This window comes from Rikenella microfusus DSM 15922 (genome assembly GCF_000427365.1).
In the GTDB taxonomy this organism is placed as follows: Bacteria; Bacteroidota; Bacteroidia; order Bacteroidales; family Rikenellaceae; genus Rikenella; species Rikenella microfusus.
This window is the reverse complement of sequence record NZ_KE386488.1, coordinates 44,966-68,509: the sequence shown is the minus strand read 5'-3', so window position 1 is coordinate 68,509 and position 23,544 is coordinate 44,966. Positions and strand designations below refer to the sequence as shown.

The following is a 23,544-nucleotide window of genomic DNA, read 5'->3' as shown; positions in this document are numbered from 1 at the left end:
TGTCTTCGATTTTTTGTGTTATCGGAATAGGGGGTCAATCAGACAATAATCATTATACCCCCTATTCCGATAACACAAAAGAGCTCGCAATGCAAAAGGAGACTGCGGAGCCTAAGGCGTACACAGCTGCTCGAAAGTTTCTTTGGTTCTTTCTTTTCAAAGAAAGAACAGTGGACTCTACCCTCAATGTACGGATAAACGAACGGTTCAGGAAATAATAGGGGAAGGCGGTTCGTTAGTTAGAAAATTACAAAACAAGCATAGATGAAAATTTCAGAAAACAAATTCGTATCGTTGGCATATACACTGACCGTGGACGGACAGGTCGCCGACCAGGCTACGGCGGAACGGCCGTTGGAATTCGTGTACGGCGTAGGGATGCTCCTGCCCAAATTCGAAGAATTTATCGCCGGAAAAGAAGCCGGGGAAAAATTCGAATTCGTGCTGACCCCGGCCGAAGGTTACGGCGAAATCAACCCGCAGGCAGTGGTGAACCTGCCCAAGGACGTATTCATGGTAGACGGAGCCATACCCGACGACATGCTGGTGGCCGGAAACGTGCTGCCGATGGCCGACCAGAACGGGAACCGGCTGATGGGTACCGTCAAAGCCGTGAACGAAAACGACGTCACGATGGACTTCAACCACCCGATGGCCGGCAAGACGTTGAACTTCACCGGCGATATTCTCGGCGTGCGCGAAGCCAAACCCGAAGATATGATGCCCGCCGGCGGCTGCTCGTGCGGAAGCGGCTCCTGCGGCTGTGAAGGCGGCGACTGCGGTGATGGCGGTTGCGGCGACGGTTGCGGGTGCCATTGACGTTTCGTAAAGCTTCGCGTGCGCCGGTTACCCCGTAGCGGCGAGGCGATTCGATCGGTTTGTTAATTTAAGAAGGGGTTTTCGTGCCGGACTCGGAAGGTGCGGGAACCTCTTCATTATTGTACGGAACAGAATGACGAACGTTTGGTGCCGGATGATCGGGATATTGCTGGGCAGTCTGTTTCTGGGGAATGCCCGGGCGGCGGAAACTCCGGCGGATACCCTGAAACGGGGGCTGACGTACTGGGGCAGCGACCCGTATGCGGCCTTGGCGGTGGCCAAACGGCAGCGGAAATTGTTGCTGGTGGAATTTTATGCCGAATGGAATCGCCGCAGCCGGTGGATGTCGGAACGGGTGCTGGGGGATTCGACGGTGCGTGAGCTGGTCGAGTCTCATTTCGTGGCGGTGCGGGTGCCTACGGAGACTTCTGCCGGTGCCGATCTGGCTGCATTGTATCAGGTGACGGGATATCCGGCGATCCTGATATTTAGTTCGAACGGCGACGTATTGGATAAGATCGACGTCACGCTGGACGAAGAGGATTTTTTGCAGCGGCTCCAGACGATTCTGATGACGGTGCAGGGGGCGGGGACATGGCGGCTGAGGCAGGTGTATGCGGCGGCCGAGCGGTCGGATACGGATGCTACGGACGCTGCGGCGGCGGAATTTCTGGGGGGGCAGTTGCCGCAGGATGTGGCGAGTGCCGCGATATGGCCGTTGTTCGAGAATAGCGTGGTGGTGCGATACGGTTCGACGGCGTTCAACTATTTGGTCTCGTATGCGGACTTGTTTCGCGGTCGGATCGGCCGGGACAAGGTGGATGCGGTATTGACGGAGGCTCTGATGCAGTCGATGTTGCCTTATGTAGTGGGAAGCGTACCCTACGGGGCCGATGTGACGGGAGGCATAATCGCTGCGGCCGAGGGGTTGGATTTGCCTTCGGCGCTGGCTTTGCGGTCGATGGCTGACGTGGCCGCATTGCGGAGAGCCGAGGATCTGGCGTTGTTCGTGGCGCGGTTGGGACTGTTGTTGGATCTGGTGCCGGAAACGTATCATTTGCCGCTGGCGGTTTCGTTGGATGTCGTGGCGGAACGGGGGACGAGGGAGGCGAAAAATGCGGCCCTGAAGATCGTAAACCGGGTGCGAACGTCGCTCCGATCGCCGGCAAATGCAGCCATATTGGAATCGCTGGGCGATCGTTTGAAATAATTTTAATACTTTTACATCTCTTAATTTTTAACCGTTTGTTTATCCGTATTGTTTTAGGCTTTTGAGGCAACCGTTCTTTTTCTTCAGAAAAAGAACCCAAAAGATTTTCGAGCAGCCATGCACGCCCCGGGTTCCGGAATTCCGTATAGTCCGATAAAACCTGAGGTTCGGCCTGTCGTCCTCCCCCGTGGCGCAGAGCGCCAGGGCGACAAGGCCGGCGGTTCTGCGAACCGCAAAACAACGGGCTGTCGTTCCGATCGAAAATCCTGAAGAAAGGACACTTGTCAAACTCAGGCGATACGATCTCAAAAATTAGGGCTCGTCTTTCTTCTGAAGCCTCGGCCATTCGAACGAGTTCGATAGCGCTCGGTTGCTGCATCGGCTCTTTGGTTCTTTCTTTTCAAAGAAAGAACGGTTGCCTCAAAAGCCTAAAACAATACGGATAAACGAAGGAATAAGTTACAGACAGGATGAAGATTTCATACAACTGGTTGAAAGATTATATCGATACCGATTTGACCGCCCGGCAGGCCGCCGAGATATTGACCGCCGCGGGGTTGGAGATCGAAGGGATCGAGAAAGTAGAGAGCATCCGCGGCGGATTGCAGGGGCTTGTCGTCGCCGAAGTGCTGACCTGCACCGAGCATCCTGACTCCGACCACCTGCATGTGACCACCGTATCCGTCGGCGACGGTTCCGAACCGTTGCAGGTCGTGTGCGGCGCCCCCAACGTGGCCGCCGGACAGAAAGTGATCCTCGCGCAGATCGGAGCCGTGCTCTATCCCGTCGGCGAGGAAGAGGGTTTCAAAATCAAGAAATCGAAGATACGCGGAATCGAATCGTTCGGGATGCTCTGCGCCGAAGATGAGATCGGCGTGGGGACCTCGCATGACGGGATTATCGTGCTGGACGCATCGGTCGCAGCCGGTACCCCCGTCGCCGAAGTTTACGACATGCAGGACGATTACGTGTTCGAAGTCGGATTGACCCCCAACCGGATCGATGCCGCGTCGCACTACGGCGTAGCCCGCGACTTGGCGGCCTATCTGGCCGCGAACGGCCAGGCGGCACAGGCCCGGTTGGCAGACGTCTCCTCTTTCCGGGTGGACGACCCGAAAGCACTGCCTGTCGTCGTGACGGTCGAAGATCCGGCCGGGGCGCCCCGGTATTCGGGCGTAACCGTGAAAGGGGTGAAAATAGGGCCGAGTCCCGACTGGTTGCAGCAGCGGCTGCGGGCAATCGGCATGAATCCGAAGAATAACGTGGTGGATATTACCAATTTCGTGATGCACGAATGCGGGCAGCCGCTTCATGCGTTCGATATGGGTAAAGTGACCGGAGGGCGGATCGTCGTGCGGCGTGCGCAGGAAGGCGAACCGTTCGTGACGCTCGACGGAACGGAACGCAAACTCTCGGCCGAAGACCTGATGATTTGCGACGCCGAGCGGCCGATGTGCCTCGCCGGGGTGTTCGGCGGTCTGGACAGCGGCGTGACGGATGCCACGACCGATATTTTTATCGAAGCGGCCTATTTCAATCCGGTAACGGTACGCAAGAGCGCCCGGCGGCACGGGCTGAACACCGATTCGTCGTTCCGTTTCGAACGGGGCACCGACCCCGGTATGCCGGCCTATGCCTTGCGGCGGGCGGCATTGCTGGTCAGGGAGCTGGCCGGCGGAACCGTCGCGTCGGAGGTGGTGGACATCTATCCGGAAAAGATCGGGCCGTTCGAATTTTCCATCGACCTGGGGCGTATTAACCGCCTGATCGGGGCAGACATTCCCGTGGCGACGGCGAAAGCCATCCTGACGGGGCTGGAGATCGAAATCCGTCATGAAACCGTTTCGGAGAACGGGAACGTCGTGCTGGATATCGCCGTGCCGGCTTATCGGGTGGACGTCCAGCGCGAAGCGGACGTGGCGGAAGAGATTTTGCGTATCTACGGCTTTAATAATGTGCCTAACCCGCACTATATCAAGAATGTCATTACCTACGGCAACCAGAAAACGCCCGACCGGATGATCGATGCGGCGTCGGATTTGCTGGTGGGGCAGGGGTGTGTCGAAATCATGAGCAACTCCCTGACCCGGGGCGCCTATTACGACGGTCTGGACAGTTACAAGGCGGAAAACTGCGTCCGGATACTGAACCCGTTGAGCGGCGAGTTGAACGTGATGCGGCAGACGCTGCTGTTTAACGCGCTGGAAGCGGTGGCGCTGAACGTGAACCGGCGCAACGGCGACCTGCGGCTGTTCGAATTCGGCAACTGTTATTTCTACGACCCGAAAGCGGCGACGCCGGAGGCAAAAGGCACGCTCAAACCGTACCGCGAGGAGCGCCGGCTGGCGATCGCCGTGACGGGGTTGGAACGGCAGCCGAACTGGAACCGCCCGAAACCGCAAATGTCCGATTTCTTTACAGTTAAATACCTGACCGAACAGTTATTGCAGCGTTTCGGCGTCAATATCTACGAGGGGTATTACGAAACGCTCGCGTCGGATTTGTACGGCGAAGCGGTCGCTTATAAGATCCGGGGTAAAAAACTGTTCGAAATGGGGATCGTGTCGCCGAAACTGGCCCGGAACCTTTTCGATCTGAAGCAACCGGTCTATTTCATGGAGATGAATGTCGCCCACTTGCAAAAGGTCGTCGAAACGGTACGGGTGCAGGCGGCCGAACTGTCGAAATACCCGGAAGTGAAACGCGACCTGGCGTTGCTGGTGGATAAGGGCGTTACTTTTTCGCAGCTGCGCGAGGCGGCTTCGAAAGCGGAAAAGAAACTGCTGAAATCGGTGGGATTGTTCGACGTGTACGAGGGGGACAAACTGCCGGAAGGCAAGAAGTCTTATGCGTTGAATTTCGTGATCGAAGATACGACCAAAACGCTGACCGATACCGAGATAGAGCGTATCATGGGCAATATCTCGGCTGCGTTGGCCAAAGCGACGGGAGCGCAGGTAAGGGCGTAATCGGTTGCGGATGTTCGTTAGGTTTCGGCAGGAGTCCTTTGCGGGGTTCCTGCCTTTTCGTATAGGTAACGGTATACGACTTTATCCTTTATATGCCCCCCTGATTTTCTGTATATTTCAGTCAGCGCTTATCCTCCGAAGCCGCAAAGCGGCTTGGGCGCAGGGCCGATCGGAGGCATTACCCGACTTTGGTTCAAGTTGTATATATTTACTTTCACAGATTTAGAAATCGTTTTTAATTCGAATATCGACCCATGAAAAAGATTTTGATCGGTCCGCTGCTGATTGTCGGATTTCTCGGAACGACAAGAGGTTTCGGCGCCCCCGGCGGATACGGGTATTTTCGTCCCGCGGCCGGCCTCCGTCAAAGTTGCTGATTTGCAGGAACTGCTGGAATTGAAAAATATGTACGTCCGCAAATACGATTTGTCGGGTATTCGGGATACGACCTTGCGGGTGGTTTTTCAGGTCGATGAGTATTTCGGCCGCGATTCGATGCGGATACTGAACCGTTCGGTGCTGGGGGATGTCTATGCCCGTTGGGATTCATCCTATTTGAGTGGCTTGAAGTTTCAGTTCGTGCCGAAATCGGATTCGACGGCCCTGCTGTTCTGCGACCTGGAAGACAGGGGCGGGCGGGGGACGCTGTTGAAATTCCGGCGGGCGGCGCCGGATTTTAAGATTTACAACTCCTATGAGCCGAAACCGTTCAAATCCAGCGGCCTGAAACCGGGGAATATGGTGCCGGTGATGCTGTTCGGGTCGTTCTGGTACGACGCGGAGCTGTCGAAGCATTTCGGGGGCGAGCCGGCCTACCGTTTTGCATGGAGAACGAAATGGAGGCGGATATGCCAATGAGGCTTTCGACCGGATGCCGCACTACCGGATCTTATTCTTAGTCGGCGATAGGCGGTAACCCTAATTCTTTGAGAAACTCATTATGGCGATCTAATGCCTCTTTCGACCGTCTTGCAATCTCTTTCAATTCGTCATTGACCTTTTGCAGGTCGATCGGCTCCTCCGCTTGCGCCGTGCTGACATAGCGGGTAATATTCAGATTGAAATCCTCCTGTTCGATTCGCTCCAACGAAACCCGCTTGGAATAACGCGGTTCCTCTCGGCGGAATTGGTAGGTATCCACTATTTTCTGGATATCGTTCGGCTCGCCGTTTTCGCCTTCGCGTAATCGGTTTTGCCGCTTGTCTTTCTTATATCCTTCGCTGGCATTGATAAATAGTACATCGTCAGACTTCCTGCACTTTTTCAGCACCAAGATGCAAACGGGAATACCCGTGGAAAAGAAAAGGTTGGCAGGTAATCCGATAACTGCATCGAGATTACCGTCTTTCAACAATTTGGTTCTGATATTCTTTTCCACACCTCCGCGAAACAATACGCCGTGAGGCAGAATAATCGCCATCGTACCGTCTTCCCGCAGGAAATGAAATCCGTGCAATAAGAAGGCAAAGTCGGCGGCCGATTTCGGAGCGATGCCGTAATTCCTGAACCGAAAATCATTTGCCAAATCCTCTTTCGGCTCCCAACGATAGCTGAACGGCGGATTGGCGACGATCGCGTCGAATTCGATTTTCTTCGACGGATTCATTTCATTTAGTATATCCCAATCGTTGAGAAGAGTATCTCCATGAAAAATCTCGAACTCGGAATCCTTCACCCCATGCAGCAGCATATTCATGCGCGCGAGGTTGTAAGTCGTGATATTCTTCTCCTGTCCGTAAATCTTGCCGATGCCGCGTCTGCCGTCGCGGTTCATCTGATGACGGACATTCAGAAGCAGTGATCCGGAACCGCAAGCGAAATCGAGAACCTTATCTATTCTCTTTTTCGGACCGGTCGTCGGATCTTGGCTGTCCAATGTCACAATCTTCGAAAGGATGGTCGAAACCTGTTGTGGAGTATAAAATTCGCCGGCTTTCTTGCCCGAACCAGCCGCGAATTGGCCGATCAGATATTCGTAAGCGTCGCCTAACGTATCGGAGTCGTTAGAAAAAGCCGTGATGCCGTCTGCGATCCGCGTTATAATCTCGCATAACTTTTTATTGCGTTCGGTATAGCTTTTCCCTAATTTTTCAGAATCGAGATTGATTTCCGAGAACAATCCTTGGAATGTACTTTCAAACGATTCGTTTTCAATATACTTGAAGCCGTCTTGTAGTGTTTGCAACAAATCGTTGCTCTGCGTTCGGGCCAACTCGTATATGTTTTTCCACAGATATTGCGGATCGATTACATAATGAATCTTACGCCGCATCTGCTTCTCGAAATCTGCGATATCATCGGGATTCTCGTCGTACCAGATTTGCAGGGGCGTATTTACCTTCAATTTCTGCATTACGTCCGTCGGCGTGTCCGGATAATCCGAACCGAGCTCTTTCTTTACGGCATCTTCATAATTATCGGAAAGATAACGCAGAAACAGAAATGAAAGCATATAGTCGCGGAAGTCGTCCGCATTCATTGCCCCACGCAGTTTATCGGCAATGCTCCAAAGGACTTTGCCTAATTTTTGTTGTTCTATGATGGTCATTATGTGTGTAATACGAAGTGATATTTGTCGATTATTCCATAGAAAATCCGTCTGAACAGCTCCTTGTTGTCGGGAACCAATTCTTTTGCTTCATATCTGAAAACGGTTTTATGTGACAGCGTATTAACAATCCGGGCAATTTCATCCGTATCGGTCAGGCCGATTTGTTTCAAAACATATGCGAATTGTCCTACACCCAAAAACGATGCTATATTCTCTAAAATCTGCCGTAACAGTGCGAAATGATATGCGTAAATCCGGTCATCGTCAATCGCCTTTTTGAGTATTTGCAGCAATTCCAAATGATATAGAAAAACTTCGTTGTTGGGGCTGTGGAAGTCGATGCCGGCTTCATCTTTTTTCAAGATATATAATTGCACCTCGTTTCTGTACGAAGATGCCTTTTCGCCCTTCTTGATCCAATCGCATAAAATCGAGAATAGTCCGATGTGATGTGTCGTGATAATGATTTTTCTATTCTTGAAATGGCGATCAATTAGATCCATAATCGACGAAACCGTAATGAAAATATTATGGTCGTCCAGACTCGAAACCGGATCGTCGATAAAGAAGTGCTGCGATTGTTTCCCCTCTCCCGTCCACCCGTCTATATCGAACAAGGCAAGAAAGAAACACCAGATAAATATCTGTTGCTCGCCTCGCGAGATTTTGATAGGGATGTCCTCATTTTCTTGCGCGTCTTCCTCTTTTGCCGTTTCATCCTTTTTTACAAAGAATTGCACATACTCGATACCTTGTGCGGCATCCGAATAAAGATGAAATCGGAAATCGAATTTAGGCTTATAAGGTGTTAAATGCTCTCTTAATTTATCTTCGTCGAATAACTGATGATATTGATTGAGTGTACTCGACTGAATCATCAATCGGATATTCTGCCCGTCGTGCTCCTCGTCGTTATCCCAAACAAACAGGTCTTCGCTGTATGCATTGTAATAGACACCGGCATGATTGCCTTTGTTGCTTTTCTTTGTAATGTTTTTATAGGCAACGGATAAGCGCGTTTTCCCTGTGCCATTGAATGCGTATATAAGAACAATGTTCTTTTTTAGTTTGGCTATTTTTGTTGCTAATTGTTCCATATCAACATTCGTCTGTGTTTGGGAATAGTTGCTGCATCAAGCCTTTTTTATGAGCTTTGAGGGCTTCGAGGCGATTCGTTTGGGCCGTAATCAAATCGTCCACGGAAGAGAGGCAATCGGCGATTTTTTGCTGCTCAGCAATAGTTGGAGGACAATATACCGGGATATTGTCAATGGATGCTTTTGTCACGGCAGGAACTACACCTCCGGCAAAATCAATGAGATTTATTTGCAATAAAGTATAATAGACGAACAAATCTGTTGCCTTTCCCTCAATCGCTTTTACGCCAATCGTATTATTATCGATAATACATTCCGCCGTCGTAATCACTCGCCGATTTAGTCTAATGGCCTCCCCGATCCTTGCAAAGATAGTTGTTCCTATGGGGATCGTTTTTATTTTTAATGTATTGACATCTTCGTCATCCACATAATTTGCAGCAACAGAAATATAATTATTACCACGTTGAATTGCCTTGGATATATCGCTTACTTTGTAAAACGGATATTTCCCAATCTCTTTCCCTTGGTATGCTTCGGGGAAACCATAACCCTGCAATGTTTCTCCTATGCCGGAAAGGGGGATTTCCTTCCATATCGCAGTATTCCGAAATTTAGGGAACCGATATTGTGGGACTGGTTTTCCTTCAGCAGGAAATAGTTGTTGTATCAAGCCTTTCTTATGGGCTTTCAGTTCGTCTATTTTCTTCTCCGTTGCCTTTATCAATGCGTCGATCGAAGAGAGACAATCGGCGATTTTTTGTTGCTCCTTTTTGTTATGGATAGAGGGTATTGGCAATAGTATTTCTGAGAATTGTTTATAGCTAACCATTTTCCCATCGCGTATACCTTCCAGATTTTTATTTAAATCTCGAATAAATGCGTGCGACTTAAAATAGTACTTGAAAAATCGATTGTCTATATCCAATCTCTTTCTCAAAATTATATAGGCAGGACTGCAAATGCCTTTATATTCGGAATATTCTATACCCCCTTGGAATGATCGAAGACTGATTATAAAATCCCCGATCTCTACAACTTTGTAATTTTCAAGACTTTCTTCGGATACAATTACTTTGTAGTCGATTAAATTGCGAGGAACTGCACCGTGTTCTTGCGAAATTGCAAGTATGGGTAGATTAGAACTATGTTTTTTATTTGAAATCTGTTCAAATACTTTATTTCCTTCCAGATATACCCAGTTTCCTGCATCCGAAAACTCCGGAAACCGCAAGGGCGGCACTACCCCTCGTTTTGTATCTTTTTCGTTAGTTTTCATAAGCCGAAAGTCCTGATATTTCGTGGCCGTCGGCCAGTCGTTTCAACAAGGGGACAAGATCGTCCATCAATGCCAGCTCCTTTTGGGTACGGGCTTTCCAGCCCAGACCGAGCGGGGTAAGCAGATCGCCGAGTTTCTCGCCGTCAAAGATTTCGCGCTCGATGATTTCTTTGACAAACGCATCCAGTGCAGAAAACTCCAATCCGTATTTAGCAGCTATGGCCGTAATCTCATTTTTATATTTTTCCTCTTTGAAAAGCTCGTATCCGTCTTTGATCTCCTGCTCGGTCTTACCGTTGATCTCGTCGAGGCTGTTGATGTAGGCGACGATATCCTCTTTCTCCTCCAGCAGATTCGCACTCGATGCGACGAGCGCGATAAGCTGTCCTTTCGTAATTCGTTTCTGAGTCGTGTTGCGATGGGTATATCGGGCGATAAGCCTCATGATATAGTCGTAATCGATGATCGCCGATGCAAACAATACGAATTCGAAATCAAGATCTTCTATTTGCGGGTTTATCGGTTCCCCGCCTTTTTTTTCACGTCTCTTTTTCAATTGCCGGGCGGTGTCGAGATACATGCCTTTGAATGCCCGAAGCGTATCTTCGGACAACAACGATTCGATCTTTGTCTTATCGTCCGGTTGAATATCCGTGTATTGTTCCAGTTGTGTCCGGAACCGCTGCACTTCCTTGAAGCGGTTGATAAACTCTGCGCGAGCTTCGTCGCCACGAAGGTTGCCGACTTCTTCGGGTTTGCACGCTACACCATGCGACTGCATGAACGTTCTCAATTTCGTAATGGCCTCTTCGTATTTCTCGATCACTTTCGGAGCCGGATCGACCAGCCAGATGCGTTTGGGATCTTCTTCGGTTTTCTCTCCGGAGAAAAGGGCGATCGCTTCGTCAACCGCTGCTTCCTGACTGCGGAAATCGAGAATATTTCCGTAGGGTTTCGTATCGTTCAGAATACGGTTTGTACGTGAAAAAGCCTGAATTAGACCGTGCCATTTCAGGTTCTTATCCACATACAGCGTATTGAGATACTTGGAGTCGAAGCCGGTCAGCAGCATATCGACAACGATGGTAATATCGATTTTATCCTTGTGCGGGAGATCCTTATTGCTGTACATCTGCGACTTGATACGTCCTTGAATATCCTGATAATAGGCATCGAACTCCGCAATCGCATGATTCGTCTTGTATTGCTGGTTGTAATCGTCGATAATCCGTTCCAACTCGGCTTTCTTTTTGTCGGGGTCTTTTTGATTGTCGAAACGCTCCTGGGGCAAATCTTCCTGAATCTGTTGCACATCCTTGTTGCCTTCGGCAGGAGGTGAGAAGATGCAAGAGATATTCAACGATTCGTATTCGGAATCTTTCGTTTGTCGCTCCTGCTGAATCGTTTTGAACAAATTGTAATATTCAATTGCGTCGTCTATGCTGCCAGTCGCCATAATGGCATTGAACCGGCGAGAATCCGTGGCTGCATCATGACGATTTAATATCGCCTCTGCAATCGCTCGTTTCGTAATCGTGTCGCCAGGTTGCTGATTCTCACCGTCGGGTTTGAAATAATCTATGTGAAACCGTAGTACGTTGTTATCGTCGATCGCATGGGTAATCGTGTAGGCGTGCAACTGTTTCTCGAAAATATCGGTAGTCGTCTTATACGATTTTTCCTCTCCGTCCACTTGTGTCTGCACGGAGTTTCTCTCGAATATCGGCGTACCGGTAAAGCCGAACAATTGCGAATTCGGGAAGAACTCCTTGATTGCCTTGTGATTATAACCGAATTGAGAGCGATGGCATTCGTCGAAAATAAATACGAATCGCTTGTTTCTCAATGGTTTTAGGCGTCCTTGATAGTTCTTTTTATGCTTTGGATCGAGCGCGATGCCCAGTTTTTGGATGGTCGTGACGATCACTTTATCGGCGTAGTCATCCGACAGCATTCGACGAACCAGCATTTCCGTATTGGTGTTTTCTTCGACGCAATTTTCCTGAAATTTATTAAACTCCTCGCGTGTTTGACGATCCAAATCTTTTCGGTCCACGACGAACAGACATTTGTCGATGTCCGGATTGTCTTTCATCAGAGTGGAGGCCTTGAAAGAAGTGAGCGTTTTACCGCTGCCCGTTGTATGCCAGATATAGCCGTTGCCGCGATTCTCATGCACGCAATCCATAATCGCTTTTACGGCATAAATCTGATATGGACGCATGATCAACAATTTTTGCTCGCTCGCGACCAGTATCATGTAAAGGCTGATCATTTTGCCGAGTTCGCATTTGGCAAGTACGGCAGTCGAAAAGGCTTCGAGCCCGTTTATCGGAGTATTTTGCTCCGTCGCATATCGGTATACCGGCAGAAATTGCTCGTCCGCGTTGAAAGAGAAATGCTGGTTGTTGTTGTTCGTGAAATAGTAAGTATTGTTTTGGTTGCTTACTATAAATAACTGAATAAAACAGAGCAGGGATTTCGTATAACCATTCCCCGGATCGTTTTTGTAATCCACGATCTGTTGCATGGCACGCCGCGGACTGACATCATAGGCTTTTAATTCGACCTGCACGACTGGAATACCGTTAATCAACAGAATGACATCGTAACGATGGTGGCTGTTATCGGTATTCATCCGCAGTTGGTTGATTATCTCGTAATCGTTCTTGCACCAATCCTTGATGTTGACCAGCATATATTGTAACGGTGTTCCGTCTTCGCGGATGAATGTATTTCGCTCGCGCAACCTCTTGGATGAGGCAAAAACATCAGGATTGATAATCTCCTCGAGTAGCCGATCGAATTCCGAATCGGACAATTTCACGCGGTTCAAGGTCTCGAATTTCTGCCTGAAATTAGCTACGAGGGAGTCTCTATCGTGAATATCATTACGATAAACATATTTTAATTGTTCGGTCAGTTTCCGAATAAAACTTTCTTCTATTTGTTTCTCTCGAACCATATTGCTCTCGTCGGGATTACAATATACCCAATTAAATACAAATGTAGTAAATTATTCAGTTATTACGTAACTGTGAACATACGGCATAATTATTTCTTTTTTATCGAGTTAGCTTTATTGGTTAAATGTTCTACTTCCCGTTCTTTCTGTCTCGTCTGCTATTCGAGTTCGATTTTCTGGTGGATAGTGTGTTCATATTCTTAGACATCTTTTTTCATTTGGCGGATTTTTGCATTGTTGTGGTTCAGTTTGAATAACTCTTTCAGTTCGGCGATGCGTTCGAGTGTTGCTTCGCCTTTTATTTTGATGTAGCGGTATTTCAGGTTGTTGTCGATACGTTCGTAGTTCGATCGAGTAGCGAAATAGAGTGCCGACGACAAGATCATGCAGCTTATGAAAAGGAACGATACTACATAAAGGGCGAATGGGGATTCGGAGTTGAAAATCACTCGGTGTTGGGTTATTCTTGGCGGCAGTTCGGAGGGGATTTTGATTGCCGATGCTTGCAGATTATCGATACCGGTTTGCGTTTTGGCATGATTCAGTTCGATGCTCTCCAAATCGGTCGGTTGTGCGGCGGGTGCAAATGTGGCGGTTTTATTTTTGAGGGTCTTTATCATCGTCTCCTTGAAATCCTTATACATTTCATAGGACATCGGGTTATTCTCTTATAATAAATTGAATCTTAGAGTTTATAATTTCATTTTGTGTTTGGTCGTGTGTTCGCGCAAACGGCACTTCCGTTCCGTTGTGGCAACCGCCATCGCTTCGACCACGGTATTGAACAATGCCCTGATATGGGCGATATGCTCTTCAGAGCTTTCGCCGAGTTTACGTTGCAGTTGGGCGGCGGACCATTCGACGGGCGAGCTGCTCGGCGGCAGCGGAAGATCGCTGATATTACCCCCGCAATGGATTGCCAGTCCGTCTGTATCTACTTTTTACTGCCTGTCCCGAACAGACCGGCAAAAGCCGAATGATAGGTTCCTATGGCGGCATTAAGATCCTTTGCGATCGTGATCCGACGTTGGCTTTGCTGGTGCGTGTACGCAAAATGCCGATCCGGTTTTGAGAAGCTGAATTGTCGGTTGATTTTTGAGTTCGAAAACTCGAAGCCGTTTTGCCGAACAGTACGCCCAGCTTGCGGTCGCTATTCCTACAATATTTGTAGCGCACGGTGATCTCCTGCTTTTTCGGGAGCCTCTCCAGATCGTTCCACTTTTGGGATCGAGGCAATATTCTTTTGATCGCATCGTATATTTCGTATCGGGTCTTGTCCTGCTCATGCAGCTGTTCGCGACGTACCTCGTTTTTTTCCAATGCGAGATGCAATCCGTATTTCTTGGTCAGTTCCCGGCAGACCTTGGCGTTGCGGATCTTGATGTTCTGGTCCGAAATGGTCTGTTTGTTGTTTCTGAACCGGTTGTAGACCAGATGGCATACGGGTGCGGTTGGTCGAGGTGGCGTACCAAAAGGTATCGGTAATACCCATCTTCTGCATATATTTTTTGGCGATCTGCGTCATCAGCGCATCGCTCATGTGCGGTGCATCTTTCGGTGAAAACGAAAGAGAGGTATGTCCGACCGTGTTGTTCAACTGAGGATTGAGCTGGGGCTGGTCTTTGAAATCCTCGACCATGCTCCTTACTATTGGTGGGTTTACGTCTTCGGCTTCGAAGACACGCGACTGTTCTTTCATCCCATAGCCGACTGTTCCGGCAAAGGACGAGCCTGCGATAATCTTACCGATCATCGCGGATCTGTTTTAGCAGGGTCTCGATACTCGCCATGGTGGTTGCGTGACGGGATAAGGCGCTTGACAATCCTTTCGCATGGGTAAGTTATGTCAGTTGATTCAAGTTGCGGGCAATATTTTTGATCTGGGCCATGAAATTCAAATGTTCGCGGCGCAGACGGTCGCGTACTGCTCCCGTTCGCAGCAGTTGTCGGACGATCTCGGCCGGACATTGGCCCGCACATCGGGCCAATGTCCGAAGACGTAAATAATACTCCGTATCGAGCCGCGTGCTGAACGATATACTGGCGAACGCGACCTTTACTCGATTCTATACGTTTGTGTCATCGGTTTGTTTGTAGAAGTTAGACCAGATATTCAGCGCAAGTTGGTTTTCGTTTACGAAAACACAAACCTGCCTCACTACATTTTCATATCTCGCCTGTGCATGGGAGCAATATGCGGCCGATGCCGCGCCGCCGTAAATAGTTGAGCAATGCTGCATGACGAAGCGACGCGTTGGAAACAATCCGAAGCATAGGAACGGTCGGCGAGACCGACGGCGATACGGAAGTGACAATTGGTATTCTCTCGTCGCTGCCGAGCGATCGGACGGCCTGCATGAAATCACACCGCTCCAACCGCATGACGAGGTCGATAATCGAACCGCCTGTGCTCAGTCCGAAGTCGTACCATAGATTCTGCGCATAGTCCACCTTGAAACTTGGTGTATGTTCCCCGCGCAGCGGTGAAAGATAAAGACCATAGTGTGGGTTTTGTTGTTTCGGCTTGATTCTCTGTTGTGCGAGGTAATCCCGAATGGATATCTGTTTTATCTGCTGAATATCTGCCATAGCTGCAAAACTTTGTGGTTTTGTTGTAAAGTCGGATAACCGACAATGAAAGAGACGTTTATGTCTGCAACACGAGCGCAACGCTATTCCCTGTGCGTTCGGCAACGATCGTCGAATACGTTGCGGTGTTGTTGTCGGCTTGTTGTGCGAGTGTTGCTGTGGATTCTGAATGGATTATTATTTGATTATTAATAAAAATCACATACAACAACAGTTTTTCGACCAACTCTCGCGATACCTTGTAATAGTACCCCTTTTTTTTCATCGGAAAGAGATCGTCCTCCGTGCCGATGTGGTAGAAGGTGTATTCGCTGTTCTTATCCGAGCGTAATCCCCAACTGTCCTTGAAAATGCTGCGAATTTGCGTCAAGTCGGCCTTCAAGCCTGCATCGCGTACCGCATCTATTATATCGTTGGGGTAGCACGATACCCGATTCTCACCGTGACGATCCATCACCTCGACGCAGTAGACGGCGATTTCCGCCTCGATTTTGTTGGTGTCATATTTCTTGATCTTGTGCAATGCGGGTGTTTCGAGCGAGGTGGGGGCGAACCACATGCGCAACTCCTGTCGCGTGGAGAGTTTATGATCAAGCAGAAAGTGAAGAAAATGGGGGATTTTACCCTCCATTTTCGCCTGCAAGTTGCGGAACCGGTACGATCCTGCGCACTCAGAAACGTACCTCTTCCTGTGGGATGATGATTGGATTGCGCTCGTTGTTGGACAGAGGACGGATTTGGCGAAGAACTCGATTTCACGACGGTCTTTGCCTTTCGCTTCGACCTTGTAATCGTTTGCCGTCGAAAGGTTCTTGATCTTCTCCGTATCCTCGATTTGGTTCAACAACAGCTCATCGACCAATACCAGCCAGCTGATTCGTCCAACGTCCTGATATTGGGAAAGTCGCCCTCGGTGGGCCGTGCGCAAGCGGCTCGTAAAGGTTCAGATGTGTTCCGTATACCCGTCGGTAGTTCACATTGGTCAGGAATCATGCAAAACCCGTCGTATTTTTCGATTTTGGGCGGGCTATTCTTGCCGTAATCCTGTCGCAGCGCTTCATAAACGCCACGGGATACGCTCTTCAATGGTATCGCCGCCGATAAGCGGGCGTTGTACGACCTTAATCAAGGTCGTAGCCACACGCATAGATTTCTCCTTTGTTTCCATCGGCTTATCGGTTTCTAATGGGGACGATTCGATTGAGCGCGGCTTCGACATCGCTGTCGTGGAACAATACGCGGCCGCCGATTTTGTGTGTGCAGATCTTGCCGCGGTGTACCCAGTCGGTGAATGTTACGAGCGAAATACGCAGACGGCGGGCGGTTTCCCGTCATGTAAGGTGCCTCGTGTCGGTTTTCGGATGTGAGGGCCGTATCTGTTGCAGTTCGTCTTGCAGAGATTCCCGGATCATCTCCGAGAGTCGGTCGGCAGTCATGCCGTTCAAATAGATTTGCTTTGCCATATCGTAGTTTTTTGAATTGGACGCTGTAAAGGAAACACTCGGTCAAAACTTTATAAAACCGATAATTGTATTACACCACGACGCCATTCGATGCCATCGGGAGGACATGTGTAGAGCGCTTGCTGCTCGATGCGTCTTTGTTCGGTAAAAATCCAAGCGGACTGCTTTGCTTGTAGTGTCCTTGCCGTATACGATTATTCAGATATGAAAAAAGAGGATAGCGGTTGCGCCATCCTCTTCTCGTAAGAGTAATTTTGTTTGTTTTATCTGAATTGTTTCAGCATCGAATGTTCCGCATCGGCCGAATAACAGTCGTCGCCATGTGACGTAATCGGAACGGCGCAATCCTTCAGCCATCCGTTTGCGATCCATCTGCCGAGGGTAGGACGGGTAATTTCCAAAGCCTTTGTCAATTCCTTTTTGCAGAACACTCGGCTGCCCGTATACGTCGTAATAAAGACATCCTCTTTGGGTCCTCTCAGCCAATAATCGAAACGGCGAATGATCCTGTCGGCATTCTTCAACGTCGGTTCATACTCCTCGTATGCCCCATAATGCGAATACTCGCCGAATCGAGATTCTCAGACTCCGTCCGCGAACGCAACTCCTTGACCAATGTGTCACAACATGGCAATTTAGAGGCTTTGATCTCTATTTTACAACGGTGGGGCATATTTCGTGTAATATTTAAGTTTGTTTTTTATTTTATATTAAATTTATTTGCTTTGTCTGTAAATCTCATGCCAGTAACATTTAGGCTACCGACCGCTGAAATACGGATGATTCATCAACTCCATCGCCGTCTGTTCTTCTGTATCGTGATATATTTCATAAACTCCTTTTCGGTCTTGTGACCCGTAATTTTTATGATCACGATGGTCGGAATGCCAGCCAAACACATCGTTCGTCGCTGCGGCGTGCCGTGGGGATCTTTACCAAGTCGCACTTTTCGACCAGATGTATCTTCTTTTCTTAGTTTTCGACGAATGATACCTCGATTTTTTCCGTGATACCCGCCTCGCGCGTAACCTGCTTGAGGAACTTGTTTACCTTCTGTTCGTATGATTTCGGCAACTGGTTATCATACTTATCCAATATCGTCTGCAATTCGGGTCGGACGGGAATAACGACATGATTGCCTGTCTTCTGATACTTGAGGTCGATGACTCGTTGCCCGCTTTCCAGCGTGCGGATATTGTCTTCGTTGATGGTTGAATAGTCGCTGAACCGTTGCGCCATATAATAGCCGACCAGAAAAACATCGCGGACAATCTCTTTATGCTTGTACCCCGACAGATTGAGGTCGGCAATGGCGCGGATTTCCGATTCGGTCAGATAGATCTTCTCGACATCGGCGGTCAGCACGCGAAACTTACGGCTTTCGATTAGACCGTTGTCGTGCAGGCCTTCTTTGCGTACCGCCCGTATGATGATTTTCAGTTCCTTGACGTGGCGACCGAGGGTATTGATCGAATCATCCTTCGTCGTGAACCATGCCACAAAATCGTCGTAAAATTTCAGATCGATATCGCCAAATCGAACTTCTTCCGCATTGTTTTGCAGAATTTGTCAAACTGGTATAGTATAGTTTTTGAGCGTCGATGCGCCGTAGCGTAATTTGTGGGTGTTGAGCCGGGTTCCGTTCTTCATTTCGTGCGTATAACGGGCGATATAGTCGGTCAGCGATTCCCGACTGCGGACGCGACGACTGAGTGTGAGGCTACGTGGGGGGTGGAAGCTGTAGATGATTTTCTCCAGACGCGTTTTCGTCATCGCGTGTTCGGGATCCTTGGCGATCTCTCCGAGGATGTGGTTTCGCAGTTCGGCGAGATTCTTGGTCGGCTCACGTTTTGTCTGCTGCAAAATGTAATTATTCTTGCCATACATTTGTCATATGTCGGCCGAATTTTCGAAAATTTCCAGACCTCGAAATTAGTGAAAAATTTATGTAAAATATTGATGTATAGACAGAATAAAATCAATAAATTGCTACGAATTTATGGCGTCCGCATCGGACTCGAAAAACGGGAACGATAGCGTATATCGGGTCACAGGGCGGAGTCTCGGGTAAATGATTGCGCGGTGAGGGCAAGACAGTATGTATTTGTTTCCGGAAAAATATAGGCAACCGGTTGTAAATTAAAAAAATATCGTACCTTTGCGACGCTTTCCGGCGCTCTTTCCAGAGGGCCGGGGCGTCAATACATAATGTCCAACCCGTTTAGTTTCATTCAAAACGACAAAATGACTACAAACGCAGAAGAAACGAAGGCTCAGAAACCTTCGAACGCATCGGTTCCCGTCGATCAGTTCAACTGGGAAGCTTTCGAAACCGAAGCCGGCCTTTACGGCGGCGAATCCAAAGAGCAGATCGCCAAGGAATACGACCAGACCCTCTCGAACATCCAGGCGGGCGAGGTGATGGAAGGTACCGTTACCGCCATCGACAAACGCGAAGTGCTGGTGAACATCGGCTTCAAGTCGGAAGGGGTGATCCCCAGCAGCGAATTCCGCTACAACCCGGACCTCAAAGTCGGCGATAAAGTGGAAGTGTACGTGGAGTCGGCCGAAGACAAGAAAGGCCAGCTGATCCTCTCGCACAAGAAAGCGCGCCAGCTCCGTTCGTGGGACCGCGTGAACGAAGCGCTCGAAAAAGACGAGATCATCAAGGGTTACATCAAATGCCGCACCAAGGGCGGTATGATCGTCGATGTGTTCGGTATCGAAGCCTTCCTGCCCGGTTCGCAAATCGACGTGAAACCGATCCGCGATTACGATATTTACGTAGACAAGACTATGGAATTCAAGGTGGTGAAGATCAACCAGGAGTTCCGCAACGTGGTCGTGTCGCATAAGGCGCTGATCGAGGCCGAACTCGAACAGCAGAAGAAAGACATCATCGGCAAACTCGAAAAAGGCCAGATCCTCGAAGGTACGGTCAAGAACATCACCTCTTACGGCGTATTCATCGACCTGGGCGGCGTGGACGGTCTGATCCACATCACCGACCTGTCGTGGGGCCGCGTGAACCATCCGGAAGAGGTCGTGCAGCTCGACCAGAAACTGAATGTCGTGATCCTCGACTTCGACGACGCCAAGAAACGTATCGCCCTGGGCCTGAAACAACTGACCCCGCATCCGTGGGACGCGCTGGCTTCGGAACTGAAAGTGGGCGACAAGGTGAAAGGCAAAGTGGTCGTGATGGCCGATTACGGCGCGTTCATCGAGATCGCTCCCGGCGTCGAAGGGCTGATCCACGTCAGCGAAATGAGCTGGTCGCAGCACCTGCGTTCGGCTCAGGACTTCATGAAAGTCGGCGACGAAGTGGAAGCCGTTATCCTGACCCTCGACCGCGAAGACCACAAGATGTCGCTGGGTATCAAACAGCTGACTCCGGATCCGTGGGAAAATATCGAGACCAAATATCCGGTCGGCTCGCGCCACACCGCCCGTGTGCGTAACTTCACCAACTTCGGCGTGTTCGTGGAACTCGAAGAGGGCGTGGACGGCCTGATTCACATCAGCGACCTGAGCTGGACCAAGAAGATCAAACACCCGTCGGAATTCACCCAGATCGACGCTCCGATCGAAGTGCAGGTGCTCGAAATCGACAAAGAAAACCGTCGTCTGAGCCTCGGCCACAAACAACTGGAAGAAAATCCGTGGGATGTTTACGAAACCATCTACAAACCGGACACGATCCACGCAGGTACGATCACCGAAGTGAACGACAAGGGTGCGGTGGTTGCCCTGAACGAAGGCGGCGAAGGCTTCGCTCCGGCCCGCGGGCTGGCGAAAGCCGACGGTACGACCGCTGCCAAGGGCGAAACCCTCGAATTCCGCGTGCTCGAATTCGGGAAAAACAACCGCAAGATCATCCTCTCGCATACCCGTACTTTCGAGGAAGCCAAAGCCAAGGAAGACGCCGTGAAAGAGGCTTCGACCCAGGAAGCGGTGAAGAAACTCTCTTCGTCTATCGAAAAGACCACGCTGGGCGACATTTCAGGCCTGGCCGAACTCAAAGCGCAGCTCGAAGGGAAGAACTGATGACCTTTCAGGTTACCATACTGGGATGCAGCTCGGCGCGACCGACACTTTCCCGGCACCATACTGCTCATGTACTGAACGTACATGAGCAGTTTTTTTTGATCGATTGCGGCGAAGGTACCCAATACCAGCTTGCGCGGTACGGGATCAACCCGCTGAAACTGAATGCCGTTTTCATCAGCCATCTGCACGGCGACCATACCTACGGAATTTTCGGGCTCCTCTCGACGATGGCGATGATGGGAAGACAGCGGGCGTTGGAGATCGTTGCGCCGAAACCGTTCGGAGAGATGTTGCGGAGCCATTTCGCCTTTTTCCGGATCGAACTGCCGTATCCGTTGGAGATTCGAGAGGTGGATGCCCGGAAAAGCGAAACGGTGTGGGAAAATCGGGTGATGACCGTCACGACCGTCCCGCTCAGGCATCGCGTGCCGTGTTGCGGCTACCTGTTTCGGGAACGGATGCCGGGGCTGAACGTGCATAAGGAGACGGTCGGTTTCTACGGATTGGATCCCCGGCAGATCGCGGCGCTCAAACGCGGTGAAGACGTGATGCTGGCCAACGGATTGATCTTGCCGAACGAAGAGGCTGCTTATCGTCCCTACGAACCGCGCAGCTATGCTTTTTGCAGCGACACGACCCCTTCCGGCAAAGCGGCCGCTATTGTGGAGGGAGCCGACCTGCTCTACCACGAGGCGACCTATCTGCATGCGGACAAGGAACTGGCAGCAAAAACCGGCCATTCCACCGCTTGGCAGGCCGCACGCATAGCGGGCAGGGCCGGGGCGAAACATCTGGTGCTGGGGCACTACTCTTCGCGCTACAAGGAGCTGGAACCGCTGTTCGCGGAGGCACAGGCGGAGTTTCCCGCTACGGTGCTGGGCCGCGACGGACTGGTGCTGACGCTGGAAAAAGACCGTTCGCTGAAAATCGGCGAGAAATAGGGGAGGGGAAACGGCGGTTATTTCGACCGAATGGCGTAACTTTGTACAATCATAAATTTCTTCGTATGCAGGAAAAAATTCTGATACTCGACTTCGGGTCGCAGTACACGCAACTCATTGCGCGGCGCGTGCGCGAACTGAACGTCTATTGCGAGATACACCCGTTCAACCATTATCCGGCGATCGACGCTTCGGTCAAGGGGGTGATCCTGTCGGGCAGTCCGTTCTCGGTGCGGGATAAAGAGGCGCCGCAGATCGACCTCGGCGGCATCAAAGGTAAATTGCCCCTGTTGGGAGTCTGCTACGGGGCGCAGTATCTGGCGCACCATTTCGGCGGCGAGGTGGCCCCGTCCGCTTCGCGCGAATACGGCCGGGCCATGCTTTCCAAAGTACAGGCGGCCAACGCGCTGATCCGCGACCTGGGCGATCCGACACAGGTGTGGATGTCGCACGGCGACACGATCGTCAAGGAGCCGACCGGCTGCGAAATCATCGCCAGCACGGAGGATGTCCGTGTGGCGGCTTTTCATATCGCCGGGGAGGATACGTGGGGCATCCAGTTCCATCCGGAGGTCTATCATTCGACCGAGGGAATCAAGCTGCTGAAGCATTTTGTGGTGGATATTTGCGGCTGCCGGCAGGATTGGACGCCGGCGTCGTATATCGAAACGACGGTCCGCGAATTGCGCGAAAAGCTGGGCGGCGACAAAGTGGTACTGGGGCTGTCCGGCGGGGTGGACTCGTCGGTGGCGGCGGTGCTACTGCACAAGGCCATCGGGAAGAACCTGACTTGCATCTTCGTGGATATGGGGCTGTTGCGCAAGGACGAGTTCAGTTCGGTGCTGGATTCGTACAAACACATGGGGCTGAACGTGATCGGCGTGGATGCCGGAGATAAGTTCCTGGGGGACCTGAAGGGGGTGACTGATCCGGAACAGAAACGCAAGATCATCGGTCGCGACTTTATCGAGGTATTCGACAGCGAAGCGCAGAAGCTGAAGGATGTGAAGTGGTTGGCACAGGGGACGATCTATCCGGACGTGATCGAGTCAGTGTCGGTGAACGGGCCGAGCGTGACGATCAAGTCGCACCACAATGTAGGCGGCCTGCCGGAGAAGATGAACCTGAAGATCGTGGAGCCGCTGCGTCTGCTTTTCAAGGACGAAGTGCGCCGTATCGGGCGCGAGCTGGGACTTTCCGAACTGTTGCTGGGGCGTCATCCGTTCCCCGGGCCGGGCTTGGGAATCCGTATCCTCGGCGAGGTGACCAAAGAGAAGGTGCGTATTCTGCAAGAGGCGGATGCGATTTTCATTCAGGCGCTCCGCGACTCGGGCTGGTACGACAAGGTATGGCAGGCGGGCGTGATGTTGCTGCCGGTACAGAGCGTGGGGGTAATGGGCGACGAACGTACCTATGAATCGTGCGTGGCCCTGCGAGCCGTGACTTCGACCGACGGGATGACGGCCGACTGGGTGCACCTGCCGTACGAACTGCTGGCCAAGGTGTCGAACGATATTATCAATAAGGTGCGGGGGATCAACCGCGTCGTTTACGATATCTCGTCGAAACCGCCGGCAACGATCGAGTGGGAGTAGTTTTTCTCCTTATAGT

17 protein-coding genes and 2 pseudogenes are annotated in these 23,544 nt (G+C 50.5%); 7 read left to right on the top strand and 12 right to left on the bottom strand.

Annotation, left to right across the window (positions count from 1 at the left end; all coding sequences use genetic code 11):
* Nucleotides 1–264: 264 nt before the first annotated feature.
* From RIKMI_RS0101120 to RIKMI_RS0101105, 4 genes are all read left to right on the top strand, one after another.
* Nucleotides 265–819: an FKBP-type peptidyl-prolyl cis-trans isomerase gene (locus tag RIKMI_RS0101120; protein WP_027290133.1), complete on the top strand. Its 555-nt coding sequence runs from the start codon at nt 265–267 to the stop codon at nt 817–819.
* A gap of 133 nt (nt 820–952) precedes the next feature.
* Nucleotides 953–2,029 (top strand): thioredoxin family protein, encoded by a 1,077-nt coding sequence (locus tag RIKMI_RS0101115; RefSeq protein ID WP_027290132.1) that lies wholly within the window; start codon nt 953–955, stop codon nt 2,027–2,029.
* A gap of 470 nt (nt 2,030–2,499) precedes the next feature.
* Nucleotides 2,500–4,998 carry a phenylalanine--tRNA ligase subunit beta gene (pheT, locus tag RIKMI_RS0101110; RefSeq protein ID WP_027290131.1) on the top strand — a complete coding sequence of 833 codons (2,499 nt, stop codon included), beginning with the start codon at nt 2,500–2,502 and terminating at the stop codon, nt 4,996–4,998.
* Nucleotides 4,999–5,283: 285 nt separating this feature from the next.
* Nucleotides 5,284–5,856 carry a DUF5041 domain-containing protein gene (locus RIKMI_RS0101105; protein ID WP_027290130.1) on the top strand — a complete coding sequence of 191 codons (573 nt, stop codon included), beginning with the start codon at nt 5,284–5,286 and terminating at the stop codon, nt 5,854–5,856.
* Between the two features lie 37 nt (nt 5,857–5,893).
* On the opposite strand, the gene RIKMI_RS0101100 is transcribed toward RIKMI_RS0101105, so the two are convergent.
* From RIKMI_RS0101100 to RIKMI_RS15130, 12 genes and pseudogenes are all read right to left on the bottom strand, one after another.
* The gene (locus RIKMI_RS0101100; RefSeq protein WP_027290129.1) at nt 5,894–7,546 is read right to left on the bottom strand and encodes a type I restriction-modification system subunit M; all 1,653 of its coding nucleotides are present in this window, start codon (nt 7,544–7,546) and stop codon (nt 5,894–5,896) included.
* The gene (locus RIKMI_RS0101095) at nt 7,546–8,646 is read right to left on the bottom strand and encodes an AAA family ATPase (RefSeq protein WP_051214193.1); all 1,101 of its coding nucleotides are present in this window, start codon (nt 8,644–8,646) and stop codon (nt 7,546–7,548) included. The genes RIKMI_RS0101100 and RIKMI_RS0101095 overlap by 1 nt, the downstream gene beginning before the upstream one ends.
* Before the next feature lies 1 nt (nt 8,647).
* Nucleotides 8,648–9,925, bottom strand: a complete 1,278-nt coding sequence (locus RIKMI_RS0101090; protein WP_027290127.1) for a restriction endonuclease subunit S — start codon at nt 9,923–9,925, stop codon at nt 8,648–8,650.
* On the bottom strand, nt 9,915–12,890 hold the full coding sequence (locus tag RIKMI_RS0101085) for a type I restriction endonuclease subunit R (protein WP_027290126.1): 2,976 nt from the start codon (nt 12,888–12,890) through the stop codon (nt 9,915–9,917). Before RIKMI_RS0101085 ends, RIKMI_RS0101090 begins: the two co-directional genes overlap by 11 nt.
* Before the next feature lie 200 nt (nt 12,891–13,090).
* A complete protein-coding gene (locus RIKMI_RS14165; protein ID WP_147288458.1) occupies nt 13,091–13,546 on the bottom strand; it encodes a hypothetical protein in 456 nt (151 codons plus the stop codon).
* 36 nt (nt 13,547–13,582) lie between these two features.
* Nucleotides 13,583–14,643 (bottom strand): annotated as a pseudogene (locus tag RIKMI_RS15300) (relaxase/mobilization nuclease domain-containing protein).
* Between the two features lie 413 nt (nt 14,644–15,056).
* Nucleotides 15,057–15,479: a CHC2 zinc finger domain-containing protein gene (locus RIKMI_RS12535; RefSeq protein WP_051214188.1), complete on the bottom strand. Its 423-nt coding sequence runs from the start codon at nt 15,477–15,479 to the stop codon at nt 15,057–15,059.
* Nucleotides 15,480–15,537: 58 nt separating this feature from the next.
* The gene (locus tag RIKMI_RS0101060; protein ID WP_027290123.1) at nt 15,538–16,341 is read right to left on the bottom strand and encodes a hypothetical protein; all 804 of its coding nucleotides are present in this window, start codon (nt 16,339–16,341) and stop codon (nt 15,538–15,540) included.
* 310 nt (nt 16,342–16,651) lie between these two features.
* A pseudogene (locus RIKMI_RS15140) lies at nt 16,652–16,795 on the bottom strand (helix-turn-helix domain-containing protein); the annotation flags it as partial.
* A gap of 15 nt (nt 16,796–16,810) precedes the next feature.
* On the bottom strand, nt 16,811–16,942 hold the full coding sequence (locus tag RIKMI_RS15210) for a hypothetical protein (RefSeq protein WP_256620801.1): 132 nt from the start codon (nt 16,940–16,942) through the stop codon (nt 16,811–16,813).
* Nucleotides 16,943–17,914: 972 nt separating this feature from the next.
* Nucleotides 17,915–18,442: a site-specific integrase gene (locus RIKMI_RS15135; protein WP_245584926.1), complete on the bottom strand. Its 528-nt coding sequence runs from the start codon at nt 18,440–18,442 to the stop codon at nt 17,915–17,917.
* Between the two features lie 69 nt (nt 18,443–18,511).
* On the bottom strand, nt 18,512–18,805 hold the full coding sequence (locus tag RIKMI_RS15130; RefSeq protein WP_245584925.1) for a hypothetical protein: 294 nt from the start codon (nt 18,803–18,805) through the stop codon (nt 18,512–18,514).
* 381 nt (nt 18,806–19,186) lie between these two features.
* Between RIKMI_RS15130 and rpsA the strand changes: the two genes are divergently transcribed.
* The 3 genes from rpsA to guaA all read left to right on the top strand — a co-directional run bounded on the left by rpsA (nt 19,187) and on the right by guaA (nt 23,528).
* Nucleotides 19,187–20,989 (top strand): 30S ribosomal protein S1, encoded by a 1,803-nt coding sequence (gene rpsA, locus RIKMI_RS0101035; protein ID WP_027290122.1) that lies wholly within the window; start codon nt 19,187–19,189, stop codon nt 20,987–20,989.
* A complete protein-coding gene (locus RIKMI_RS0101030) occupies nt 20,989–21,933 on the top strand; it encodes a ribonuclease Z (protein ID WP_027290121.1) in 945 nt (314 codons plus the stop codon). Before rpsA ends, RIKMI_RS0101030 begins: the two co-directional genes overlap by 1 nt.
* A 65-nt stretch (nt 21,934–21,998) precedes the next feature.
* A complete protein-coding gene (gene guaA / locus RIKMI_RS0101025; protein WP_027290120.1) occupies nt 21,999–23,528 on the top strand; it encodes a glutamine-hydrolyzing GMP synthase in 1,530 nt (509 codons plus the stop codon).
* The last annotated feature ends 16 nt before the right edge of the window (nt 23,529–23,544 follow it).

Bases quoted from the DNA above. Each gene is read 5' to 3' on its own strand.
- RIKMI_RS0101095 (WP_051214193.1), bottom strand. From the start codon at position 8,646: ATGGAACAATTAGCAACAAAAATAGCCAAACTAAAAAAGAACATTGTT.
- RIKMI_RS0101100 (WP_027290129.1), bottom strand. From the start codon at position 7,546: ATGACCATCATAGAACAACAAAAATTAGGCAAAGTCCTTTGGAGCATT.
- RIKMI_RS12535 (WP_051214188.1), bottom strand. From the start codon at position 15,479: ATGGCAGATATTCAGCAGATAAAACAGATATCCATTCGGGATTACCTC.
- RIKMI_RS0101085 (WP_027290126.1), bottom strand. From the start codon at position 12,890: ATGGTTCGAGAGAAACAAATAGAAGAAAGTTTTATTCGGAAACTGACC.
- pheT (WP_027290131.1), top strand. From the start codon at position 2,500: ATGAAGATTTCATACAACTGGTTGAAAGATTATATCGATACCGATTTG.
- RIKMI_RS0101120 (WP_027290133.1), top strand. From the start codon at position 265: ATGAAAATTTCAGAAAACAAATTCGTATCGTTGGCATATACACTGACC.
- RIKMI_RS0101115 (WP_027290132.1), top strand. From the start codon at position 953: ATGACGAACGTTTGGTGCCGGATGATCGGGATATTGCTGGGCAGTCTG.
- RIKMI_RS15210 (WP_256620801.1), bottom strand. From the start codon at position 16,942: ATGGCAAAGCAAATCTATTTGAACGGCATGACTGCCGACCGACTCTCG.
- RIKMI_RS0101090 (WP_027290127.1), bottom strand. From the start codon at position 9,925: ATGAAAACTAACGAAAAAGATACAAAACGAGGGGTAGTGCCGCCCTTG.
- rpsA (WP_027290122.1), top strand. From the start codon at position 19,187: ATGACTACAAACGCAGAAGAAACGAAGGCTCAGAAACCTTCGAACGCA.
- guaA (WP_027290120.1), top strand. From the start codon at position 21,999: ATGCAGGAAAAAATTCTGATACTCGACTTCGGGTCGCAGTACACGCAA.
- RIKMI_RS0101030 (WP_027290121.1), top strand. From the start codon at position 20,989: ATGACCTTTCAGGTTACCATACTGGGATGCAGCTCGGCGCGACCGACA.
- RIKMI_RS14165 (WP_147288458.1), bottom strand. From the start codon at position 13,546: ATGTCCTATGAAATGTATAAGGATTTCAAGGAGACGATGATAAAGACC.